General features: G+C 65.0%; 19 protein-coding genes. 9 read left to right on the top strand and 10 right to left on the bottom strand.

Going from position 1 to position 23,767, the window contains the following annotated elements:
- Positions 1–50 precede the first annotated feature (50 nt).
- The 3 genes from L6639_RS38995 to L6639_RS39005 all read right to left on the bottom strand — a co-directional run bounded on the left by L6639_RS38995 (position 51) and on the right by L6639_RS39005 (position 2,390).
- On the bottom strand, positions 51–731 hold the full coding sequence (locus L6639_RS38995; protein ID WP_237866725.1) for a glutathione S-transferase family protein: 681 nt from the start codon (positions 729–731) through the stop codon (positions 51–53).
- A gap of 119 nt (positions 732–850) precedes the next feature.
- On the bottom strand, positions 851–1,177 hold the full coding sequence (locus L6639_RS39000; protein WP_237866727.1) for a hypothetical protein: 327 nt from the start codon (positions 1,175–1,177) through the stop codon (positions 851–853).
- Positions 1,178–1,259: 82 nt separating this feature from the next.
- Positions 1,260–2,390, bottom strand: a complete 1,131-nt coding sequence (locus L6639_RS39005) for a site-specific DNA-methyltransferase (RefSeq protein WP_271606938.1) — start codon at positions 2,388–2,390, stop codon at positions 1,260–1,262.
- Between the two features lie 415 nt (positions 2,391–2,805).
- On the opposite strand from L6639_RS39005, the gene ypfJ reads away from it, so the two are divergent.
- Together ypfJ and moaB are read left to right on the top strand one after the other, a co-directional pair.
- A complete protein-coding gene (gene ypfJ / locus L6639_RS39010) occupies positions 2,806–3,750 on the top strand; it encodes a KPN_02809 family neutral zinc metallopeptidase (RefSeq protein ID WP_237866729.1) in 945 nt (314 codons plus the stop codon).
- Between the two features lie 156 nt (positions 3,751–3,906).
- The gene (moaB, locus tag L6639_RS39015; protein ID WP_237866730.1) at positions 3,907–4,470 is read left to right on the top strand and encodes a molybdenum cofactor biosynthesis protein B; all 564 of its coding nucleotides are present in this window, start codon (positions 3,907–3,909) and stop codon (positions 4,468–4,470) included.
- A gap of 197 nt (positions 4,471–4,667) precedes the next feature.
- On the opposite strand, the gene L6639_RS39020 is transcribed toward moaB, so the two are convergent.
- Both L6639_RS39020 and L6639_RS39025 read right to left on the bottom strand, forming a co-directional pair.
- Positions 4,668–5,597 (bottom strand): bifunctional helix-turn-helix transcriptional regulator/GNAT family N-acetyltransferase, encoded by a 930-nt coding sequence (locus L6639_RS39020; RefSeq protein ID WP_237866732.1) that lies wholly within the window; start codon positions 5,595–5,597, stop codon positions 4,668–4,670.
- A 61-nt stretch (positions 5,598–5,658) separates the two neighbouring features.
- Positions 5,659–6,234: a glycosyltransferase family protein gene (locus L6639_RS39025; protein WP_237866734.1), complete on the bottom strand. Its 576-nt coding sequence runs from the start codon at positions 6,232–6,234 to the stop codon at positions 5,659–5,661.
- A gap of 322 nt (positions 6,235–6,556) precedes the next feature.
- Between L6639_RS39025 and L6639_RS39030 the strand changes: the two genes are divergently transcribed.
- Positions 6,557–7,396, top strand: a complete 840-nt coding sequence (locus tag L6639_RS39030; RefSeq protein ID WP_237866736.1) for an RMD1 family protein — start codon at positions 6,557–6,559, stop codon at positions 7,394–7,396.
- On the opposite strand, the gene L6639_RS39035 is transcribed toward L6639_RS39030, so the two are convergent.
- From L6639_RS39035 to L6639_RS39050, 4 genes are all read right to left on the bottom strand, one after another.
- Positions 7,390–9,003 carry a PEP/pyruvate-binding domain-containing protein gene (locus tag L6639_RS39035; RefSeq protein WP_237866737.1) on the bottom strand — a complete coding sequence of 538 codons (1,614 nt, stop codon included), beginning with the start codon at positions 9,001–9,003 and terminating at the stop codon, positions 7,390–7,392. The two genes, L6639_RS39030 and L6639_RS39035, sit on opposite strands and share 7 nt — an antisense overlap.
- Before the next feature lie 10 nt (positions 9,004–9,013).
- Positions 9,014–10,942, bottom strand: a complete 1,929-nt coding sequence (locus L6639_RS39040) for a hypothetical protein (RefSeq protein ID WP_237866738.1) — start codon at positions 10,940–10,942, stop codon at positions 9,014–9,016.
- A gap of 83 nt (positions 10,943–11,025) precedes the next feature.
- Positions 11,026–12,216, bottom strand: a complete 1,191-nt coding sequence (locus L6639_RS39045; protein WP_237866739.1) for an acetate/propionate family kinase — start codon at positions 12,214–12,216, stop codon at positions 11,026–11,028.
- Positions 12,213–14,600 carry a phosphoketolase family protein gene (locus tag L6639_RS39050; protein ID WP_237866742.1) on the bottom strand — a complete coding sequence of 796 codons (2,388 nt, stop codon included), beginning with the start codon at positions 14,598–14,600 and terminating at the stop codon, positions 12,213–12,215. The genes L6639_RS39045 and L6639_RS39050 overlap by 4 nt, the downstream gene beginning before the upstream one ends.
- Positions 14,601–14,810: 210 nt before the next feature.
- Between L6639_RS39050 and L6639_RS39055 the strand changes: the two genes are divergently transcribed.
- The 4 genes from L6639_RS39055 to L6639_RS39070 all read left to right on the top strand — a co-directional run bounded on the left by L6639_RS39055 (position 14,811) and on the right by L6639_RS39070 (position 18,922).
- Positions 14,811–15,983, top strand: coding sequence for a PA0069 family radical SAM protein (locus L6639_RS39055; RefSeq protein ID WP_237866745.1), 1,173 nt, complete (start codon positions 14,811–14,813; stop codon positions 15,981–15,983).
- 24 nt (positions 15,984–16,007) lie between these two features.
- Entirely contained in the window at positions 16,008–16,463 is a 456-nt protein-coding gene (locus L6639_RS39060) for a VOC family protein (RefSeq protein WP_237866747.1), read from the top strand.
- Between the two features lie 77 nt (positions 16,464–16,540).
- Positions 16,541–17,314: a ribonuclease HII gene (locus L6639_RS39065; RefSeq protein ID WP_237866750.1), complete on the top strand. Its 774-nt coding sequence runs from the start codon at positions 16,541–16,543 to the stop codon at positions 17,312–17,314.
- A 99-nt stretch (positions 17,315–17,413) separates the two neighbouring features.
- A complete protein-coding gene (locus L6639_RS39070) occupies positions 17,414–18,922 on the top strand; it encodes a glycosyltransferase family 39 protein (RefSeq protein WP_237866751.1) in 1,509 nt (502 codons plus the stop codon).
- 115 nt (positions 18,923–19,037) lie between these two features.
- Here L6639_RS39070 and L6639_RS39075 read toward each other — a convergent pair whose 3' ends face one another.
- Complete coding sequence (locus L6639_RS39075) at positions 19,038–19,847, bottom strand: uracil-DNA glycosylase (RefSeq protein WP_237866752.1); 810 nt, start codon at positions 19,845–19,847, stop codon at positions 19,038–19,040.
- A 136-nt stretch (positions 19,848–19,983) separates the two neighbouring features.
- Between L6639_RS39075 and L6639_RS39080 the strand changes: the two genes are divergently transcribed.
- Both L6639_RS39080 and L6639_RS39085 read left to right on the top strand, forming a co-directional pair.
- Complete coding sequence (locus L6639_RS39080) at positions 19,984–21,645, top strand: electron transfer flavoprotein-ubiquinone oxidoreductase (protein WP_237866754.1); 1,662 nt, start codon at positions 19,984–19,986, stop codon at positions 21,643–21,645.
- Between the two features lie 317 nt (positions 21,646–21,962).
- Entirely contained in the window at positions 21,963–23,759 is a 1,797-nt protein-coding gene (locus L6639_RS39085) for a tetratricopeptide repeat protein (protein WP_237866755.1), read from the top strand.
- The last annotated feature ends 8 nt before the right edge of the window (positions 23,760–23,767 follow it).

Genomic DNA, 23,767 nt, shown 5'->3' on the forward strand with positions numbered 1-23,767 from the left:
AACAAAAGGCCATGCGTGAACGCGTGGCCTTTCATCGCATGGCAATAAGGTCAGGCCACTTTCGTCGCCATGTGCTTGAACATGTTGGCGCGCGCCTCGTCGTCCATCTCGGCCTTGAAGATGAACTTGTCTTTCAGCGCGAGCGCGCGGGCGGCGGCCGGCCGGCCTGAGATGTCGTCGATCAGCCGCTTGACGTTCGGGTAGCGCGCAAAGGCATCGTCGCCGAGCTTGAACGGCACCATCCGCGCCCAGCCCCACACTGCCATGTCCAGAATCGAATAGGCATCGCCGACCATGTAGCGGCGGCCGGCAAGATGCGCGTCGAGGATTTTGTAATGGCGATCGGTCTCGTACTGGTAGCGATTATGGGCGTAGTCGTGGTTCTGGTCCTTCGGCGCAAAGTGCTTGAAATGCACGGCCTGACCCGAATAGGGCCCGACGCCTGTTGCCACGAACATCAGCCATGACAGCAGTTCGGCGCGGTTCGCGGGGAGGAATTGTCCGGTCTTCTCGGCGAGATAGAGCAGGATGGCGTTCGAGTCGAACACGATGGTGCCGCCATCGTCGATCGCCGGCACCTTGCCGTTCGGATTGATCTTCAAGTATTCCGGCGCGAACTGTTCGCCCTTGCGGGTGTCGATCTTCACCGGCTCGTATGCCAGGCCTGCCTCCTCGAGGAAGAGCGCGACCTTGGTCGGGTTCGGCGATCCGTTGAAATAGAATCTGAGCATGTTTCTCTCCCCATTTCCCCATTTGGAGCATGAATGCGGCCTCGCGGCTTTCTGTGCCTGAACAGGGCCGGGGAGAGCAACCGGCGAATTTGCGGGGCGGTATCTGCGCGCCGCGCAGATCAGCCGGCGTAACAAAGGCCGATGGCGGCCGTAAGGATCATCGCCGCGCCGACCGCTTCCAACCGCAACCCGAGCCGGCTGGCGAGATGCATGTCGGAGGCCTGCGCCTTGCGCTCCGAGCCACGCGCGTAGCCATGCACGATGACATCGTGATTGAAATTGTCGTGCGCCTCGTTGCTGCTCGCGAGCCCGACGCAGATCACGAGCACGCCGAACAGAGCGAGGCCGAAAAAGCCGAGCAGGGCGATCAGGAACATCGGAAACATGCCGACCAGGAAGATCGGCAGCAGCGGCACCAGTAGCAATGTCTCGGACTGTCGTCGCATGGGAGCCGGCCGGTCAGGACGGGGCTGATCCAGCGAATCTAGTCCTGGCTGTGGCGGTGTTCAAGGTGCCGGGTGTGCTGGGCTACTCCGCCCCCATGCCGGCGCGGATCTCGGCGCGGAGCTCGTCGATCAGCTTGAGGCCCTTCTTGGTCTCGACGTGCCAGAAGGTCCAGCCGTTGCAGGCCTGCGCGCCTTGCGCCACCGCGCCGATGCGATGGATCGAGCCGACCTTGTCGCCGAACATGATGGCGCCGTCGGCACGCACCAGTGCACCCAGCTTCTTCTTGGCATCGAACAGTTTTGTGCCCGGCATGATCATGCCGCGCTCGATCAGCTCGGAGAACGCCACGCGCGGCGCTTCGCGCGCGGTCATGAAAGGAGCGAGGCTCGCTTCCGGCAGCGGTTCGATCGCGGCGATGCGCGCTTCGGCGGCCTTGGCATAGGTCTTGTCGCGCTCGAAGCCGATATAGGAGCGGCCGAGACGCTTGGCGACGGCGCCGGTGGTGCCGGTGCCGTTGAAGGGATCGATGACGAGATCGCCAGGCTTGGATGACGACAGCAGCACGCGCGCGAGCAGGCCTTCCGGCTTCTGCGTCGGGTGCACTTTCTTGCCGTCGGCGCCCTTGAGACGTTCCTCGCCGGTGCAGAGCGGGATCAGCCAGTCGGAGCGTGCCTGCACGTCCTCGTTGGCCGCCTTCAGCGCTTCGTAGTTGAACGTGTAGCCCTTGGCCTTTTCGTCACGCGCGGCCCAGATCATGGTCTCGTGCGCGTTGGTGAAACGGCGGCCGCGGAAATTCGGCATCGGGTTGGTCTTGCGCCAGACGATGTCGTTCAGGAGCCAGAAGCCGAGGTCCTGCATGATCGCGCCGACGCGGAAGATGTTGTGATAGGAGCCGATCACCCAGATCGTCGCCGACGGCTTCATCGCAGCCCGCGCGGCCAGGAGCCAGGCGCGGGTGAAATCGTCATAGGCGGAGAATGAATCGAACTTGTCCCAGTCGTCGTTGACGGCATCGACATGGGATTCGTCGGGGCGCTTGAGATCGCCCTTGAGCTGCAGATTGTAGGGCGGATCGGCGAACACGAGATCGACCGAGCCGGCCTGAAGCTTCGACATCTCGGCGACGCAATCACCGAGAATGATGCTGTGCGACGGAGACTCAAAATTTGTGCGGGGCGCCTTTGCAGACGCCCCGCGACGCGACACTACCATGACTCAAGAACTCTGACTCAGGCGACGCTGTCGGCGACGCGGGACCAAACAACCGACTGACCGTTACAATGAAGCGGCAAAGTAAAAATCGACTTAACCCGCCGCTTTCGTGAGCAGGCCCCGCATCGCGTGTCGCGCGCGTGAAGCTGCGAGCATTTGCCGTGTTTTACAGTGTGTTTCGCGTTTCTTCGCGTTGCGAGGGTGGCTGGATCTGCAAAAGACTCTCAAGTTTCTCTCGGAAAAAAATGCTTGGCCCTCGGAAAAAATTGCTGGCGTTGCACGCTGTCGCACTAGGCAATAATTGCCGAGCGGGATATTGATTAACGCAATGGAAATTTTAGCTATGTGGCGCGTTAAGGTTTTCGCGTTTCCGCGTGCCCACGCCGAACAATTGCCGACCTGAGGGAAGCCCGCCATGCGCTACGATGATTTCCGCCGCAGCGACGACATCGAGGATCGTCGCGATGACGGTGGAGGAGGATTTGGCGGCGGCGGAGGCGGCGGGTTCGGGCTGCCGATGGGCGGCGGCGGCCTCGGCATCGGCACCATCATCGTGCTGGGCCTGGTCGGCTATGCCTTCGGCATCGACCCGCGCATCCTGATCGGCGGCGCCGAGATCCTCACCGGCGGCGGCCAGGCGCCGAGCTACCAGAGCGACCGTCCGTCCAGTCAGGCCAAGCGCGGTGCGCCGACCGACGAGATGGGCAGCATGATCTCGGGCATCCTCGGCGAGATCGACGATCGCTGGACCGAGATCTTCCAGGCCTCCGGCCAGTCCTACACCGGCCCGAAGGTCGTGCTGTTCCGCAACGCCACCAATGGCGGCCGCTGTGGCCGGGCCGAGTCGGCGATGGGGCCGTTCTACTGCCCGCCGGACCGCACCATCTTCCTCGACACGGGCTTCTTCCGCGAGGTCGAGACGCGCTTCCGCGGTTGCTCCGGCAAATCGGCGTGCAATTTCACCTCCGCCTACATCATTGCGCATGAGGCCGGCCATCACATCCAGAACCTGCTTGGCATCATCCCCAAGGTGACGCGGCTGCAGCAGCAGGCCAGCAGCAAGGCGGAGTCGAACGCGCTCCAGGTGAAGGTCGAGCTCCAGGCCGATTGCCTCTCCGGTATCTGGGTCAATCGCGAAGCGAAAAAGCGTCCGAACTTCCTCGAGGCCGGCGATATCGACGCCGCGCTGACCACGGCGAGCGCGATCGGCGACGACACACTGCAGCGCCAGGCGACGGGACGCGTGGTGCCCGACTCCTTCACCCACGGCTCCGCCGCGCAGCGCAAGCAGTGGTTCATGACCGGCTATCAGCAGGGCACGCTGCAAGCCTGCAACACGTTCGGCGGCGGCGGGCCGTAGTCATAGATGCTCGTGCCCCGGATGCAGTGCTTCTTGAGCGGTGCGCTGCCGAGCCGGGGTCTACATTGCCGGGTCACTCAAGCCTCCAAATGGGTCCCGGCTCTGCGCAGCAGCGTTTCACGCTGCAGCGCGTCCGGGACACGAGAGGATTGAGCAATGGCCTCCATCGACGAATCCAAGCAGTTCATCCCGCTCAACATCGCGGTGCTCACCGTCTCCGACACGCGCGCGCTTGCGGACGACAAATCCGGCCAGACGCTGGTCGATCGCCTCACGGCGGCCGGCCATCATCTCGCCGCCCGCGAGATCGTCACCGACGATGTCGAGGCCATCCGCACCGTGATCCGCCGCTGGATCGCGGATGCCGGCGTCGACGTCGTCATCACCACCGGCGGCACCGGCTTCACCGGGCGCGACGTCACGCCGGAGGCGATCGAGCCGCTGTTCGAGAAGCGCATGGACGGGTTCTCGATCGCCTTCCACATGCTGAGCCATGCCAAGATCGGCACGTCGACGATCCAGAGCCGCGCCACTGCAGGCGTTGCCGGAGCCACCTACATCTTCTGCCTGCCGGGTTCGCCCGGCGCCTGCCGCGACGGCTGGGACGGCATCCTGGCGGCGCAACTCGACTACCGCACGCGCCCCTGCAATTTCGTCGAGATCATGCCGCGGCTGGACGAGCATCTGCGCCGGCCGAAAGCGCAGGGCGCGACGGTGTAGATGCGCGTCGGTGCGCAAGCACCGTTCGCAAGCCAAGCCACAAGGTATCGCAGGGTGGGCAAAGCGACAGCGTGCCCACGACTTCTGTTGATTGAGAAAGATCGTGGGCACGGCGCAAGTGCGCCTTTGCGCATCCTACGAGATCAGACACGCCGGAGAGATATCCTTTCCCAGAATAATCATCTCGCATCGCGCAGCTACAGATCCATCTCCCACGTCTCACCCACCAGATCGTGCCCAAAACTGTGATGCGGCTTGGTTGCGACCAGCTCGAAGCCGGCGCTCTTGTAGATGCCGCGTGCGGCGACCAGGATGCTCTGCGTCCACAGCGTCATCCTCTTGTAGCCCCGTTCGCGCGCGCCCTGAATGCATTGCTCGACCAGCGCGCGGCCGACGCCGAGGCCGCGTGCCTTCTTCTCCACCTGCAACAGGCGGAGTTTGGCGAGCTCGTCGGTGGCCTTGACCAGGAAGATCGAGCCGACCGGCTCGCCGCCGACTTCCGCGATCCAGCAATGCTCGCGTGCGGCGTCGTAGCTCTTGATGAACTGTGCGCAGATCTCGGCGACCAGCGCCTCGTAGCTGATGTCCCAGCCATAGTCCGCGGCATAGGCCGCCGCCTGCTTGGAGATGACCCAGCCCATGTCACCGACGCGATGGCTGCGCAGCACGACCGACGCGGGCTGGCTCTGGCGTTGCTCCAGCACGGTCTCGATGGTCGCCATCGCCTGCGTGAGCCGCGTTGCATCGCCGGCCGAAAGCCGGGCCAGCATCGCGGCGACCTCGTTCTGCGAGCCCAGGTTCAGCTTGGTGAATGTCTGGCGGCCCTTGGCGGTAAGGCTGAGCTGGTACTGCCTGCGATCCGTGGGCAGGGGCGTGCGCGTGATCAGCCCCTTTTCGTCGAAGCTTTGAACGATACGGCTGAGATAGCCGGGGTCGAGACCGAGCTCGTTGCCGATCTCCTTCGCCGCGAGCGCGTCGCGATGCGCGAGCTCATAGAGCACGCGGGCCTCGCTCAGCGAAAACGGGCTCTGACCCAAATGCTGGTCGAGCACACCGAGCTTGCGGGTATAGAAGCGGTTGAAGGCGCGAACCGCTGCGATCTGGTCGTCAGCACCGTTGACTGGCATGGGACACCTCAATAATTGCCATTGTCAAATAATTATTTGACTTTGGCAAGTATTTGGTGGCCTACCCGACCATGACGATCCGGCTGCGCAGCAGCGTCCGGGAGGAACGGCCGAGCCGCCGCAGCAGCCGGGCCTCGGAGCGGCGAGCTTGGGGCGGATGGCCCCCGATCCGGTCGTAATGGTCGCGCGCGATCAAAAGCCCCTGATCGCCGAGCGGGCCGACCAGCTTGCGCGCCACAGACCTCACAAAGTCGCGAAATCCCGTATCGGCGTAAGGCGAGCGCGCGTAGCGGAACACGGCCGCGGGGTCCCGGCCGCTGGCCGCGACCGCCTGGATGAACTGGGTCGTCTCCTCGATCCAGCCGGTGTCCAGCACCGCGCCAGCGGGGAGAAACATCAGCCACGGCGAGCGGGCCTGGAGCGCACCGGCGGCCAGCGCCGCGCCCTGCGAAGTCCCTTCGTAGCCGACGAAACGGCAGCCGGCGACGTCGGCAACGCGCTCGATGACGCCGTTGCGGGTGCCGTCGACCAGCAGCACCTCCTTGATGATGCCCGCTGCAGCGCCGGGTACCAGCGCGGCCAGAGTTGCGACCGCCGTCTGCTCGACACCTTCGGTCGGTATGATGACACTCAGCATGATAGATGCTTCGATATGCGCACTTCGGGAGAAGCGTAGCTCGTTATGATACTGTCATAAACATGCGGCGATGCCGAGCGCAACTTTGCGGGCCGTGCTTGGCAGTGCGATGGTAAACCACCGCCGGTCCATCGCAGCCGAATGTGTCGTGCGCAGGGTGGTCATGTTGCCGAATGTTTCGGCGAGCTGCAGGGGCGTGAGCTCCAATGGGGTTTTTCTCGGCCGATGTCGGGCCAGGGCCTTATTCCTCCGCCTGGCTGCATCGATGTCCTTGCTGATGGGAAAAACTGGAATCGCTGACGCGCTGAGTGAGATGTGTCCAATGAACGCCGATCAACTTCCCGTTGGCGCGCTGTCAACATCGCCGAAGCCGGACCCCGCGCCGACCTTGCGGATCCGCGCCGTGATGCTCGGCGAACGCATCAATCCGTCGGGGCTCGAGATCGGTTCTCCCGTCTCCTCGACGCCGGCGGCTTTTCGCGTCCATGCCGGCCTCGCTGTGATCTTCCGCTACGGCGTCGTGGTGCTGATCGGCCTCCTCCCTTCGGAGGAGAAGGTGCTGCTCGACAGCCTGAAGTCGCGCGTGACCGGCGAGCTGAGCCCGCATGAGGAGGAGACCGCCCAGGCGCAGCTCTGCAAGGACGAAAACGCCGAGGCGATCCAGCCGGGCGGGCCGATCAACCTCTCGAAATTCTCCGACGAGCGGCTGCTGCTGATCGCCGACGCACTTGCAAAGAGCACGTCACTGGCGCGCGACGAGCGGCGTGTCGCTGCGGTCTTCGATGTCATCGAGCCGTTCGCGCGGGAGCTTGCCGAGAAGGGCCGGACGTCGCGGCGACGCAAGGGCATCCTGCAACTGATCGGCAATGCGCTGCTGGTGCAGCAGCGCGTCGCCGGCCGCGTCGCCGTCGCCGAAAAGCCCGATGCGCTCTGGGAAAAGCCGCAGCTCGACCGGCTCTATGCGCGTCTCGAAGACGAGTACGAGCTGAAGGAGCGCCTGGACACACTTGAGCGGAAGCTCAAGGTCGTCGCGGACACCGCCGACGCGCTCACCGACATCATCGACACCCAACGCTCACTGCGGCTCGAAATCGCGGTGGTGGTGCTGATCGTGATCGAGGTCGTGATCGGCTGCATCCAGATCTTTGCCGGGCTTCACTGAGACGTCTCCACACCTGCCCGCCGTTGATCGCAACTCTGCGACTGCCATGCGACGATCTCGGCGAGCTCGGCCTCCGGTCGCGTCTCCGACGTTTGGCAACGCCCGAGATAAATCTGCCCGGCGTCGCCCTCGATCGTGATCCAGTCGCCCTCCGAGAGCGTCGCATCGGCAAGCCGGGCGCGCCGAGAGTCCGGATCGATCTTCAGCTCACCGCAGCCGACCACGCACGGCTTGCCCATCTGCCGAGCCACCAGTGCCGCATGCGAGGTCCGCGCGCCGACCGCGGTGACGATGCCGGCTGCCACCGCAAATCCCGCGATGTCGGCCGTGCTCGTGTCGGGGCGCAGCAGAATGACCGGCTCGCCCGTGGCCGCAAGGCGCTTGGCGCCTTCCGAATCAAACGACGCGCGGCCAACGCCGATTCCGCCGGAGGCGCCGGTGCCGGAGGCCGCCGGCTTGCCGGCGCCAACCAGCGAGATATCGACCAGCGACGCAACGTCGATGCCGGCGAGGCGCGTCAGCGCCTCGTCCTTCGCGATCAATCCTTCATGCACGAGATCGATCGCGATCCTGACCGCAGCGCGCGGCGTCCGCTTGGCCGAGCGGGTCTGCAGCATCCACAGCTTGCCGTCCTCGACCGTGAACTCGACATCCTGCACGTCGCCAAATTCGCGCTCGAGCCGCTTCAGCACATTGCTCAACTCCGCCCGGATCCCCGGCAACGCACGGGCGATCGCGTCGTCGGGGTCCGGCGTGCGCCGGCCCGACACGACGTCTTCGCCCTGCGCATCAAGCACGAGATCGATCATGGTGTGAGAGGCGCCGGTCGACGGATCGCGCGAGAACGCGACGCCGGCGCCCGAGGCGAGCCCGCCATTGCCGAACACCATGGCCTGGATGGTGACGGCGGTGCCTTCGAGATCATCGAGCTGCTGGAGCTTGCGGTAGGTCTGCGCCCGCTCGCTGGTCCAGGATTGGTAGACGGCCCGTGCCGCCGCCTCGAGCTGGGCCGCTGCATCGTCGAGGCAGCCATCGGCGTGATCTTCGATCAGCGCTTGTTCCGCGGCGGCCAGCCGCTCCAGCGCTTCGCCATCCAGCTCCCGGTCGCTGGCCACGCCTTCGGCGTCGACCAGCTCGGAGATGCGCGCGGCGAACGGAGCGGGATCAAGCCCGAGCACTGTCTCGCCAAAGCTCTCGAGGAAACGCCGCCGGCAATCCCACGCGAGCCGGGGACGGCCGGTCGCGCGGATCAGCCCGTGCACGGCGTCCAGTGTGCAGCCGACGTCAAGCACGGTGTCGAGCATGCCCGGCATTGATCGCGCCGCGCCGGAGCGCACGGAGACCAGCAGCGGCTGCCGGCGGTCGCCGAAGCGTTTTCCGGTTGCGCTCTCCAGGAAGGCGATCCCATCCTTCAGCCCGTCACGCAGGTGCTGCACAGCATGGGCATGGCCGGCAATCACGTCGGCGCAGAGCCTGACAGGCAGCACGAAGGCGGGCGGTACCGGCAGGCCGAGCGCTGCCATCCGAGCGAGGTTCGCGGCCTTGGCGCCGATCTCCTCGGCGGGCCGCAGTTCGGTCGCCTCAGCGCCGATACGCACGATATGCATGGTGACTTCCTCAGGCTGCGAGATCAATCATGATGTGACGGCGGAGCAGATGGCCGAAAGCGGCGAAGCGATCGGTGGCGCGTTCGATGGCCCGCGCCAACTCGATCACCGATAGCGAAGTCGCAACGTCGAAGCCTCCGCCGAAGACCAGCGTGGTGGTGGCTCGCTCCCTGGTATCCGCCGCATGTTCGGCGTCGATCAGGCGGGTTACGGCGGCCAGCGCATGCTCGGAATCGACCCGCCGTCCATCCGGCACGTCCATTGCTGCCGCAATGCCCTTTGAAGCCGTTTCGGCCGCTGTCGCTGCCACCACACAAAGCTCGGCCAGCGAAGCCAGCAGGGTCGGATCGGCCCGCTCGGGGAGCAGCGAGGCGACAAAGGCTGCCTGCTCCAGCTCGTCGATGGCATCCTCGATGCGGTCGATCAATTGTCCGATCACAGGGCGGGCATCGAGACGGTCGACCTCCTTGCGGCTCTCCAGCGCGATGCGGTCAGCTTTCTGTTCGATCGCAGCACAGCGCGCCGCCAGCAACTTGCCGTCGGCAGGCAGCCCAGCTCTGACCGCCGCGATATGGCGTGTGATCGCGATGACGAGATCGTGCGCCAAGCCGGTCTGGCGCAGCACGGCCGCGAGCAGCGTCCCGTCGACGCGGTCGAGGTGCCGCACCAGGTCAGCCTCGATCTGGTCGCGGACCGTCCTCACCGAGCGGCCGGCCAGCAGCGCCTCGGTCGAGGCGCGCAGTGCCGCCTTGAGAAAGTCGATCGCGGCGGCGCGGCCCAGCGCCTGGTCGAGCCGCTCGCCGAAGCCAATCCGCGAGGGGGCGGCGTTCCGGACCGCCGAGCCCAGCAATTCGTTACCGCCGAGCTCGAGAAAACCGCGATGGCCGATCAGGTTGCGCGCGGCCCATTCCAGGATGCGCGCCGCGTCGTCCTTCGCGACCCAGCTCCGCAGCAATTTGCGGGCTTTGTTCCAGTCGATCAGGAAAACCAGCGCAGCGCCGATCGCCGACAGGAATTCGTTGCGCTTCGCAGCATGATCCGCCTGGTATTGACCGGTGACGAGATAGAACGAATTCTCGTCACCAAGACCAGCAGCCGTATGTCGATCGAGGCCGCTCCATGTTGCTTCGAACCTGTCGAACAGCGACATGAAGAATTTCGCGCGCGCCAGGTGCACGTCGGTGTAGGTGACGGTGACCGCATTCTTCTTCACCGCGATCACGACGACATGCGCATCGGTGGTGCCGATGTCATTCTGGATCAGGAGCCGTCCGCCCGCCCGCGTCGCCATGGTGTCGAGGCCGGGATGATTGAACTTGAGGCCGCGCGTTGCGTTCAGCCCCGTCATGAAGGCCGCAACCGCGGCGCGGTCTTCGCCATGCAGGCCGAAGACATGGGCGCCGTCGAGCGCTTCTTCCGAGCAGCTTGCCGCAAGCTTGTTGAGCTGCTTGTGCAGGTCCATGACCAGCCGGTGCAGGCTGTCGCCGGCCGCGTCGGTCACGCCGGTCAGTCGCGCGATACGGGCGATCTCGATTTCGCTTGCGGGATCGAGCAGGCCGGCGCTGCGGATGGCTTCGAGCCGCGCATCCGCCTTCGCGCCTTCGTCGGGAGTTCCGGCTTTGACGGCGCGGATCATGGTCGCGGCGTCGTCCTCAATCTCCTTCATCAACTTCGCGAGAGCAGGGGCTGCAAGCCGGTCCCGTCCGATCATATGCGCGCCGCCGATCAGCGTCGCGATTGCGGCGGGAGCAATGCCCGCGGTCCGGCTCTCGATGCCGAGGTCGCTCGCGGGCCGGTTTGGGTCCCGCGCATGTTGAGCGGCCGCCTGGAGTGCGCTCATGCGCACCTTGATGCGGTCGTTGGCGGCGAGGCCTTCTGCCACCAAGGTCGGCAACAGAATGTCGCCCTGTCCGAGTTCTTCGATGATCTGGGTTTTCATGATCCGTCCGCGCAACGTTTGACGCCCGACATCATGCCGCGCGGTGGCGGCACAGCTGTTGCGCTAGATCATTCATGAATCCGTCATAAGCGACCGGGCTTGCGCAGCAGATCGGCGCAGTGGCGCGCGATCATGCTCTCTTCATTGGTGGGAATGACGAACAAGGCAACGCTGCTGTCCGAAGCGCCGATGCTTTCGCGGCCTTCGTCATTCGCCGCTGCATCGATGCGCACGCCGAGCCAGGCGAGGCGCTCGCCGATTGCGCTGCGGATCTCATTCGCATGCTCGCCAATGCCGCCGGTGAACACCAGGCCGTCCAGCCCTCCCAGCGTGTTGGCCATGACCGCAATCTCCTGCGCCCCGCGGAAGGTGAAGAGATCGACGGCCTCGCGCGCGGAAGCTTCGCTGCTCGCAAGCAGCGTACGCATGTCCGCGGAGAGGCCGGAGACGCCCAGCAACCCTGACTCGTGATAAAGCAGATGCTGCAGATCCTCGGTCGTCATCCTCTCTTGCTGTAGCAAATAGAGCAGCACGCCTGGATCGATCATGCCGCAACGCGTGCCCATGACCAGACCGTCGAGCGGTGTCAGTCCCATTGTGGTGTCGATGCTTCGGCCGTCGCGCAAGGCGCAGAGGCTCGCGCCATTGCCGAGATGGGCGATGACAACGCGCCTGGCTGCAAGCTCGGGCGCGATCGCCGCCAAACGGGTCGCAACATATTCGAACGACAGGCCGTGGAAGCCGTAGCGCCGCAGGCCGCGTGCCTCGAAGCGCTTCGGGATCGCGAAGCGGTTCGCCGGCGGTGCCATACTGTGATGAAATGCGGTGTCGAAACAGGCGATCTGTGTCAGCTCAGGCTTGATCGTCCTGACCGGGTGGACCGGTGCGAGACACCGCGGCTGATGCAGCGGCGCCAGCGGCGTCAGTGCCTCGAGCCTGGTGAAGACCTCGTCGGTCAGTTCGACCGGGCGTGAATATTCGGGACCACCATGAACGATGCGGTGACCGACGGCCCGCAGGCGGTGATCACCGAAACGGTCCTCGACGAAAGCGAGCACCTCGGCGAACAGATGGCCGCCGTCCGCATCGGATGCCTCCCGCTGCGTCTCGAACAGAGTGTCGCCCGACGGGCTCCTCGCCACCAGCCGCGGCTTCGCCTCGTGCTCGTCGAGCAGACCCTTGCAGAGCAGGGCGGGCTCGCCCGCCGAAATATCGAACAGACCGAACTTGATGCTCGACGAGCCTGCGTTGAGGACGAGAACCGACGCTGTCATGCCGCCTTGCCCGGCCAGACCCAGTCGCGGATCACGGGCATGTCCTCGCCGTGCTCACGCACGTAGCGCGAATGCTCGATCAGCGCGTCGCGGAACCGCTGCTTCACCTGCGCGGCTTTAGTTGCAAGACCCGGCACGCGTTCGATCGCCTCGATCGCGAGATGGTAGCGATCGAGCTCGTTGAGCACGACCATGTCGAACGGCGTCGTCGTGGTACCTTCCTCGGCAAAGCCGCGCACATGCAGGCCGGCATGGTTGGTGCGGTTATAGGTGAGGCGGTGGATGAGATAGGGATAGCCGTGATAGGCGAAGATCACGGGCTTGTCTGTCGTGAACAGGCTGTCGAAGTCGCGATCGGACAGGCCGTGCGGATGCTGCTCCTTCGGTTGCAGCGTCATGAGATCGACGACGTTGACGACGCGTATCTTCAGGTCCGGCAGCGCCTTGCGGAGAAGATCAACGGCTGCGAGCGTCTCCAGCGTCGGGACGTCGCCAGCGCAGGCCATCACCACGTCGGGCTCGCCGCCGGCGTCCTCATTTCCGGCCCAGGCCCAGATGCCGATGCCGGCATCGCAATGCGTCGCCGCCTCCTGCATCGATAGCCATTGCGGCGCCGGCTGCTTGCCGGCGACGATGACGTTGATGCGGTTATAGGTGCGCAGGCAGTGATCGGCGATCCACAGCAGCGTGTTGGCATCGGGCGGAAAATAGATGCGGACGATGTCGGCCTTCTTGTTGGCGACGAGATCGACGAAGCCGGGGTCCTGATGGCTGAAGCCGTTATGGTCCTGCCGCCACACATGCGAGGTCAGGAGATAGTTGAGCGAGGCGATCGGCCGTCGCCAAGGCAGGTGCCGCGTCACCTTCAGCCATTTGGCGTGCTGATTGAACATGGAATCCACGATGTGGATGAAGGCCTCGTAGCAGGAGAAGAAGCCATGCCGTCCGGTGAGCAGATAGCCCTCCAGCCAGCCTTGGCAGAGATGCTCGCTCAAGACCTCCATCACGCGGCCGTCCTGTGCGAGATGCACGTCGTAAGATTCGATCGGCTCCATCCAGACGCGTTCGGTCGCATCGAACACGGCATCGAGCCGGTTTGACGCGGTCTCGTCAGGACCCATGATGCGGAAATTGCGCTCCACGGCGTTGAGGCGGATGACATCGCGCAGGAATTTGCCGAGCTCGCGCGTGGCTTCTCCAGTCACGCCGCCGGGCTTGGGCACCTCGACGGCAAAACCGCGGAAGTCGGGCAGCTTCAACTCCTTCTTCAGCAGCCCGCCATTGGCATGCGGGTTGGCGCCCATCCGTCTTTCGCCTTGCGGCGCGAGCGCCTGAAGCTCGGGAATGAGCGCACCGTTCCTGTCGAACAGCTTGTCCGGCTCGTAGCTGCGCATCCAGTCCTCGAGAATCTCTAAGTGCGCCGGGTTCTCGCGGCAGTTCGCAACGGGCACCTGATGTGCGCGCCAAAAGCCTTCGACCTTCTTGCCGTCGACCTCCTTCGGGCCGGTCCACCCCTTCGGGCTGCGCAACACGATCATCGGCCAGCGCGGCCGCTCGATCGTCTTGCGTCCGTCGCGGGCGTGCTGCTGGATGGAGTGGATGCTGGCAATCGCGACGTCGAGCGCATCGGCCATCGTCCGGTGCATAAATTTTGGATCGTCGCCTTCGACGAACAGCGGCTCATGGCCGAACCCGCGGAACAGATCGCGGATCTCGCTATCAGGCATCCGCCCGAGCACGGTCGGGTTGGCAATCTTGTAGCCGTTGAGATGCAGGATCGGCAGCACCGCGCCGTCATGCGTGGGATTGAGGAACTTGTTGGAGTGCCAGGACGCTGCCAGCGGGCCCGTCTCCGCCTCGCCGTCGCCGACGACGCAGGCGACAATGAGGTCAGGATTATCGAAGGCCGCGCCGTAGGCGTGCACCAGCGCGTAGCCGAGCTCGCCGCCTTCGTGGATCGAGCCCGGCGTTTCCGGCGCCGCGTGGCTCGGGATGCCGCCCGGGAAAGAGAACTGCCTGAAAAGTCTTCGCAATCCGTCCGCATCGCGGGGGATGTTAGGATAGATCTCGCTGTAGCTGCCTTCGAGATAAGTGTTGGCGACCATGCCCGGACCGCCATGGCCGGGACCGCAGACATACAGCACGCTCAGGTCCAGCGCGCGGATGACGCGGTTGAGGTGGGCGTAGATGAAATTCAGTCCCGGCGTCGTGCCCCAATGGCCGAGCAGACGCGGCTTGATGTGCTCGGGCCGCAAGGGCTCGCGCAACAGCGGGTTGTCGAGCAAGTAGATTTGCCCGACGGAGAGATAGTTCGCAGCGCGCCAGTAACGATCGAGGAGATCGAGGTCGCTGCTTGCAGCGGCCGATTGTTGTTGATTTGTCATAATCCTGCTGACCTTCACCCGGGATCGTCACCAACCGGGTTCCGGCGAGATCGATCCTTCCGCGGCATCAAACGGAAGCGGGCTCACGCGGTGTTGCGTGAGGTCAAAGGGCCGCGCGCGAAGTTTGGGCAGCGCTACTGTGCATGGGGTTGTTTTCGCGTTTTCGATTCTTGTTCTTGATTTGTTCCTTCGGCGTGTTATCTTGATTGCATGAGTCCAGCCTCTTCTGCTCTCAAGCACCCGCCGGTCACGGCGCCCTCCGAGCCGGCGGGTGCGCTCTCAGATATTCCTGCCGACTTTCCTGAACTGGCTGTCGCCATCGACCGCCAGCGCAGGCGAGGGCGGGGTGCCCAGTCCAACGCCAGCGGCCGCTTTGAAGCCGAGGCGCGCGTCGCCTTCGACGATGGCTGGCAGAGCCTGGAAGACCTGCCGCCGTTCAAGACGACGGTCGGGGTGGACACCTCACGCAAGGTGATCACCCGCAACGACTCTCCCGACATCGGCTTCGACCGCTCGATCAATCCCTATCGCGGCTGCGAGCATGGTTGCGTCTACTGCTTCGCGCGGCCGACCCACGCGTATCTCGGCCTGTCGCCGGGGCTCGACTTCGAGTCAAAGCTGTTCGCAAAGCCCGAGGCGCCTGTTCTGCTCGAGAAGGAGCTCGCGGCCTCAGGCTACGAGCCGCGGATGATTGCGATCGGCACCAACACCGATCCCTATCAGCCGATCGAGCGCGAGCGCAAAATCATGCGCGGCATTCTCGAGGTGCTGGAGCGCACCGGCCATCCCGTCGGCATCGTCACCAAGTCGGCGCTGGTCGTGCGCGACATCGACATTCTCCAGCGCATGGCCAAGCGCAACCTTGCCAAGGTCGCGATATCAGTGACCTCGCTCGACCCAAAACTCGCGCGCACCATGGAGCCGCGGGCCTCGACGCCGCCAAAACGGCTGGAGGCGCTGAAGCAGCTCTCTGACGCCGGCATCCCCACCACCGTGATGGTGGCGCCCGTGATCCCCGCGCTGAACGATTCCGAGATCGAGCGCATCCTCGATGCCGCCGCCCATGCCGGCGTCAAGGAAGCCTCCTATGTCCTGCTGCGGTTGCCGCTGGAGGTGCGCGATCTCTTTCGCGAATGGCTGATGGCAAATTATCCGGACCGGTATCGCCACGTCTTCACCCTGATCCGCGACATGCGCGGGGGGCGCGACTACGATTCGAAATGGGGCGAACGTATGAAAGGAACCGGTCCCATGGCCTGGACCATCGGCCGTCGCTTCGAGATCGCCTGCGACCGGCTTGGGCTGAACAAGCGCCGCTCGAAGCTGACGACGGATCATTTTGCCAAGCCGAAGCCGAACGGCGAGCAGCTCAGCCTGTTCTGAGGCGCGGAGCGAACGAGGTATGTGATGAGTAAGGATCTGCCGGCCCCGATACCGCGGCTCACGGTGATCACGCTTGGTGTGCGCGACATCCGCGCCAGCATCGCCTTCTACGATGCGCTCGGCTTTTCGCGCCGGCTCAAGGTTACGGGTGAAGCCGTTGCGTTCTTCGATACCGGTGGTCCCGTGCTTGGCCTGTTTCCCTGGGATCAGCTCGCTGACGACACCAGGCTGCCGGACCAGCCGAGGCCGACAACCTTCCGCGGTGTCACGCTTGCCTGGAACTGCGCTTCGCGGGAGGAGGTCGATACCGTGCTGGCGTTTGCGCTTTGTAAGGGCGCCACGCTGCTGAAGGCCGCACATGAGACCGATTACGGCGGCTATTCCGGCTATTTCGCCGACCCCGACGGCCATCCCTGGGAGGTCGTTGTCGCGCCCGGCATCGAGGTCGGCGACGACCGGCGGGTGCATCTGGCGGAGTAGAGCGGTCCGTCTGAATAACGGGAATTGCGCGGGGTTCCCGGTTGCGCGGGCGAGCCGGCTTGCGCACGATCCCGGCCATGATTCGGGACAAGTCCGCCAAGAAGCCGGCCAAAGATGCGCCAGAGAAGGCCGCTGAGAAGAAGGCTGCGCCTGCCAAGGCGAGCTTCCGCCGCGAGCGCGCGCTGATCAAGCGCGGCATCTGGCCGGTCGCGGGCTGCGACGAGGCCGGCCGCGGGCCGCTCGCCGGCCCCGTGGTGGCCGCCGCCGTGATTCTCGACCCCGACCGCATCCCGCGCGGCATCGACGATTCCAAGCGGTTGACCGGCGAAGAGCGCGAAAAACTGTTCGAGAAGATCTGCGCCACCGCGCAAGTCTCGGTCGCCGTCGCCTCGCCCGCGCGGATCGACCGCGACAACATTTTGCGGGCCTCGCTCTGGGCGCTGAAGCGCGCGGTGGTCGCGCTGCCCGAGGCGCCCAGGCACGTCTTCGTCGACGGCCGCGACCGGCTCGATACGTCTTGCGACTGCGAGGCCGTGATCGGCGGCGACGGCATCGTGCTCTCGATCGCGGCCGCCTCCATCGTCGCCAAGGTGACGCGCGACCGGCTGATGTGCGCGCTGGCGCAGGATTGCCCCGGCTACGGCTTCGAGCAGCACAAGGGCTATGGCGTGCCCGAGCATCTCGACGCGCTCGATCGCCTCGGCCCGACCGTCCACCACCGCAGCTTCTTCGCCCCGGTCGCCGCTGCCCGTGCCAAGCACATGCCCTGGACCGTCGAGCCGGTGCAGGATCTGTTCTCCGTCACCGAGGTCGAGACCTCAGTTGAAATCGAGGCTTCAGCGGGCCTCTAGAGCAGACCGCCGTTGCCACGGCGCGTGGCGCCCTTTATCAAAACGGGTGTGGGCGAATAGGGCCGGCTGGACAGGTTGGCTGCATCTTTCGGGCGTTGCATGCGGTTTACCTCCCTGGTCATCGAGCTCATTCGCGCCCGGCCGCGGTTGATCGTCTGGATTGCCGTGCTGCTGCAGGCCGCGATGTGGCTGCTGGTGGCGCTGCTGTTCTATCGCAGTCCGCCCGGCAGCCTGGCGACCCTGCTGGCCTATGGCCGCGAATATCAGGTCGGCACTGATCTCGGCCCGCCGCTGTCGATCTGGCTCGCGGACATTGCCTATCGCGTGGCAGGCGGCCATGTGTTCGGCGTCTACGTCCTTGCCGAGCTCTGCGAGATCGCGACCTTCATCACGCTCTATCATCTGTCGCGGGCCGTGGTGGGTACCCAGCAGGCGGTTCTCGCCGTGCTCCTGACCATGACGGTGCTGGCCTTCTCCTCGTCCGCGCTCGACTTCGGCCCCCTGGTCCTCGCCCGGCCGCTCTGGGCGTTGCTGCTGCTGCATTCCTGGCAGATCATCGGCCAGCGCCGCGGTAATGCCTGGTTCGCCTGGTCGATCGAGGCGGGCCTTCTGCTCCTGACCACGCCGGCTGCGATCTTCCTGCTCGCGCTGCTCGTCATCTTCGCGCTGTCGACCGCCGGCGGCCGCCGGACCTTGCGCGCGCTCGATCCGTTGTTCGCGCTCGTCGTCGTGGCCGTGCTGGCGCTGCCCTATGCGGTCTGGCTGATGCGCGCCCAAACTCTTGTGCTGCCGGCCTTGCCGCAACTGGCCGACCTCAGTGCCCGTGCGATCCACGCCGTCTGGCTGCTCGGCGGGCTGGTGTTCGGCGCCATCGCGGTCCCGGTGCTGAGCTTCCTCAACACACCCCTGTTCGCCGGCAAGAGTGAGGAGGCGCCGATCATCTACCGGCCGCCGGTCGAGCCGCTCGCACGCAACTTCGTCTATTTCTTTGCGCTCGCGCCGGCGCTCGGTGCGGTCCTGATCTCCGGCCTGTTTTGGCTCGAGACTGTGGTCGGCGGTGCCGGCGTCGTGCTGGTCATGTCGGGCCTCGCCATGGTCGTAATGGCGGGCGATCTCATCGCCATGCGCCGCGCGCGGATGTTGCGCACGGTATGGGCGGCGGCCGTCATCGCCCCTGCCGCCGGCGTTGTCCTGGCGGTATTGTTCATGCCCTGGACCGGCACCGGCGAGATTGCGACCTCGATGCCGGCGCACGCGATCTCGGATTTCTTCGACGAGAGCTTTGCCCGCCGCACCAACCATCGCCTGCGCGCGGTCGCCGGCGAGACGCAGCTTGCAAGCCTGATCACGCTGCATTCCGGCCGGCCACACCTCTTCATCGATGCTGATCCGGGGCGCACACCCTGGATGTCACAGGCGAAATTCAGCGAGAGCGGCGGCGTCGTGGTCTGGCGCGCGTCTGACACTGCCGGCACCCCGCCGCCCGAAATCCTCGCGCGCTTCCCGGGCATCGTGCCCGAAGTGCCGCGGGCCTTCGAATGGCTGGTCAATGGCCGTCAGGGATTGTTGCGCATCGGCTGGGCGATCGTGCGGCCGAAGGGGGCGTAGGTCGCTCTCTCCATTCGTCATTGCGAGCGCAACGAAGCAATCCGGACTGTCTCCGCGGAAAGACTCTGGATTGCCTCGCTGCGCTCGCAACGACGGGGATAGGCCGTTCTGCCTCTCACGAGCCTTGCGCCAACACCTTCGCAATCGCCCGCAGATCCTGCCAGGCCAGCCGCTTGTACGACGGCGAGCGCAACAGATAGGCCGGGTGGAAGGTCGGCAGCGCGCGGATGGTGCGCTGGCCGGTGTCGTAATCAAACCAGCGCCCGCGCGTGCGCATGATGCCTTCGCGCGTCGAGAGCAGCGTCTGCGTCGAGGGATTGCCGAGCGTCACCAGCATGTCGGGGTTCACCAACTCGATATGACGCTGGATGAAGGGCAGGCAGATCTGCGTCTCCTGCGGCGTCGGCGTGCGATTGCCGGGCGGGCGCCAGGGGATGACGTTGGTGATGTAGGCGGTGGTGCGGTTGAGCCCGATCGCGCCGATCATCAGATCGAGCAGCTTGCCGCTGCGTCCCACGAACGGCAGTCCTTCGATGTCCTCGTCGCGGCCCGGCGCTTCGCCGACGAACATGATGCGCGCCTGCGGATTGCCATCGGCGAACACCAGCCGCGTCGCGGTGTGTTTTAGCGCGCAACCTTCGAAATTTTGCATCAGCTCGCGCAGGGCCTCGAGCGTCGGCGCGGTGCGCGCGGCCTCGCGCGCCGAGGCGATCGCAACGTCGGGCGCCGGTGCGGCCTCGCCGCGTATCACCGCAGGCGCGGCGACAGGCCGCGGCGCTTCAACCGCCGCTACGCGCGGGGCCGGCGGCGGGGCGTCTAATTCCGCCAGGCGGTCGACCGGTTCCTCCGCGAGCGCGCAATCGACACCGGCCTCCAGATAGAAGGCGAGAAGCTCTCGAACGGTGGGTGCGGGCTCGGTGATCATTGGGAAAGTCTGACTATTAGTTCATCTTAAGGCGCCTTGCATCCCAGCGGAACGCATTTCCGTGGTTGTCCTACCCGGAAAAATCGGAAACAAGGGGGCGCAAATGACAAGGAACCGTCTCAAGGGCTGAGATCAGATGAGCACCGAAGAACTTCCCCCGCGCGAATCCATGGAATTCGACGTCGTCATCGTCGGCGCCGGCCCCTCGGGTCTGGCCGCGGCGATCCGGCTGAAGCAGATCAATGCCGATCTCAACGTCGTCGTGGTGGAGAAGGGCTCCGAGGTCGGTGCGCACATTCTCTCCGGCGCCGTGATCGATCCGGCCGGGCTCGACAAGCTGATTCCGGACTGGCGTGAGGATGCGGATTGTCCGCTGAAGACGCAGGTCAAGGACGACCGCTTCTACTGGATGACGACCGGCGGCGCGATCAAGCTGCCGAACTTCATGATGCCGCCGCTGATGAACAATCATCACTGCTATATCGGCTCGCTCGGCAATGTCTGCCGCTGGCTGGCGCGCAAGGCCGAGGCGCTCGGCGTCGAGATCTATCCGGGCTTTGCCGCCGCGGAAGTGCTCTATGACGACAAAGGCGCGGTGAAGGGCATCGCCACCGGCGACATGGGCATCGGCCGCGACGGCAAGCCCAAGGACTCCTTCACCCGCGGCATGGAGCTGCTCGGCAAGTACACGCTGTTCGCCGAGGGCGCGCGGGGCAGCCTGACCAAGCAGTTGATCGCGAAGTTCGCGCTTGATGCCAAGAGCGAGCCGTCGAAGTTCGGCATCGGCCTCAAGGAAGTCTGGCAGATCGATCCCGCCAAGCATCAGAAGGGCATGATCCAGCATTCGTTCGGCTGGCCGCTCGATCTGAAGACTGGCGGCGGATCGTTCCTCTATCATTACGACGACAACCTCGTCGCGGTCGGCTTCGTCGTGCATCTCAACTACGACGATCCGTATCTGTCGCCGTTCGATGAGTTCCAGCGATTCAAGACGCATCCGTCGATCCGCGGCACCTTCGAAGGTGCCAAGCGTCTTGCCTATGGCGCGCGTGCCATCACCGAGGGCGGCTATCAATCGGTGCCGAGGTTGACCTTCCCCGGTGGCGCGCTGGTCGGTTGCGCTGCCGGCTTCGTCAACGTGCCGCGCATCAAGGGCGTGCACAATGCGATGGGCACCGGCATGCTGGCGGCCGAGCATGTCGCGGCCGCGCTCGCCGCCGATCGTGCCAATGACGAGGTCGTCGACTACGAGAATGCCTGGCGGTCCTCGTCGGTCGGCAAGGACCTGTTCCTGGTCCGCAACGTCAAGCCGCTGTGGTCGAAGTTCGGCACCGTGCTCGGCGTCGCGCTCGGCGGCTTCGACATGTGGTTCAACACGCTGTTCGGCACCTCGCTGTTCGGCACGCAGTCGCATGCCAAGCCCGATCGCTCGACGCTCGATCCGGCCAAGCAGCACGCGCCGAAGAACTACCCGAAGCCGGATGGCAAGATCTCGTTCGACAAGCTGTCCTCGGTGTTCCTGTCCAACACCAACCACGAGGAAGACCAGCCGGTCCATCTCCGGGTCGCCGACATGAACCTGCAGAAGACCTCCGAGCATGACATCTTCGCCGGTCCATCGAACCGCTATTGCCCGGCCGGCGTCTATGAGTGGGTCGAGGAGGGTGCGGCGCCGCGCTACCAGATCAACGCGCAGAACTGTGTCCACTGCAAAACCTGCGACGTGAAGGACCCCAACGGCAACATCACCTGGGTTCCCCCGGAGGGCGGCGGCGGGCCGAACTACGAGGCGATGTAAAGGGACCTCGGGTTACAAAACGTGACCTGGCGCACGTTCGCGTGAGAACGGGCACACCATGGGTGCCCCCGGGAGCATCACCGGGGCTCCCGGCCACGATAAGGCCATAGTACCGTCGTCTTGGGGCTCTCTTGACGGTCACTTGGCCGATTTGGGGCGTGCGGAGGGGGATCGCCCGGTCCGAATCCTTGCGGTGAAGCGCCAAAAGCGGCATTGTCCGGACCCGACGGTTCCGGGTCACATGTTGCCGGCCGCGTTCGCGTGCGAGACGGCCTTTTGCTTCAAACCCAGGCACTACCAACTCAAGGCGAGCCCTGATGTTTTCAAATCGTTTCACCCGCTGGACTGCTGCTGCCATCGCCCTTGCCGGTTCTGCGATCGTGGCGGTCCCCGGTGCGGTGCTGGCGCAGACGCCGGACCACCCGGCCGACACGGCGGCGCAGTTTCCGACCCGAAACGATCTGAAGTCGCTCACCACCGCCGGCAGCTATCTCGCCGCCCGCCACGCCAGCGTCGAGCGCGATGCGACCTCCGCCGCCGCTTTCTACCGCTCCGCGCTGCGGACCGACCCCAAGAACAACGAGCTGCTCGACCGTGCCTTCATCTCCTCGGTCGACGACGGCGACATCGAAGAAGCGGTCAAGCTCGCCGAGCGCATCCTTACCATCGACAAGACCAATCGCGTCGCGCGCCTGGTGGTCGGTGTGCATGATCTGAAGCTGAAGAAATATCCGAGCGCGCAAAGCAACATCAACCAGTCGATTCGCGGACCCATCACCGATCTCGTCGCGACGCTGCTGTCCGGCTGGGCCGCCTATGGCGCCGGCGATGCCAAGGGCGCGGTTGCGACCATCGACAAGCTGGCGGGCCCGGAATGGTACCCGCTGTTCAAGGATTTGCACGCCGGCATGATCCTCGAGAACGCCGGCAAGGAGAAGGACGCGGGCGTCCGCTTCGAGCGCGCCTACAAGCTCGACGATTCCATGCTGCGCGTGACGGAAGCCTATGCGCGCTGGCTGTCGCGCAACAAGGACGCGGCCTCGGCGACCGCGGTCTACGAAGCCTTCGACAAGAAGCTCGCCCGCCATCCGCTGATCGTGGAGGGTCTGCGCGAGACCAAGGCCGGCAAGAAGATGCCCTCTCTGGTCGATTCTGCGCAGGCCGGTGCGGCCGAGGCGCTTTACGGCATCGGCGCCACCCTGACCCGCCGCGGCGGTGAGGATCTGGCGCTGGTCTATCTCCAGCTTGCGCTCTATCTGCAGCCCAGCCATCCGCTGGCCCTGCTCTCGCTCGCCGACCTCTACGAATCGGTGAAGCGGCCGCAGATGGCGATCAAGATCTACGAGCGCGTCCCCTCATCCTCGCCGTTGAAGCGCAACGCGCAGATCCAGCTTGCCATTGATCTGGATTCCGCCGACCGCAGCGACGAGGCGATCAAGATCCTCAAGGGCGTGATCTCGGAGGACTCCAAGGACATCGAAGCGATCATGGCGCTCGGCAATCTCGAGCGCGGCCGCAAGAAGTTCGGCGACTGCGGTGCGACCTATTCTCAGGGCATCGACGTGCTGCCTGCAGGCAACGACAAGGCCAACAGCGTCTGGTACTATTATCGCGGCATCTGTGAGGAGCGCTCCAAGCAGTGGGGCAAGGCCGAGGCCGACATGAAGAAGGCGCTCGAGCTGCAGCCCGACCAGCCGCATGTCCTCAACTATCTCGGCTATTCCTGGATCGACCAGGGCGTGAACCTCGACGAAGGCATGAAGATGATCAAGCGTGCCGTCGAGCAGCGTCCCGACGACGGCTACATCGTCGACTCTCTCGGCTGGGCCTATTACCGCATCGGCAACTACGAAGAGGCGGTGAAGAACCTCGAGCGCGCGATCGACCTGAAGCCCGAGGATCCCACCATCAACGACCATCTCGGCGATGCCTATTGGCGCGTCGGCCGCACGCTGGAAGCCAAATTCCAGTGGGCGCATGCCCGCGACCTCAAGCCCGAGCCGGACGATCTGCCGAAGATCGAAGCCAAGATCGCCAACGGCATGACGGATGACAGTTCGAATTCTTCCGCCGCGCAGGCGGACAAGAAGAAAGACGACGGCAAGGGCGGCTAATCTCGTTA

This window comes from Bradyrhizobium zhengyangense (genome assembly GCF_022012555.1).
Classification (GTDB): domain Bacteria; phylum Pseudomonadota; class Alphaproteobacteria; order Rhizobiales; family Xanthobacteraceae; genus Bradyrhizobium; species Bradyrhizobium zhengyangense.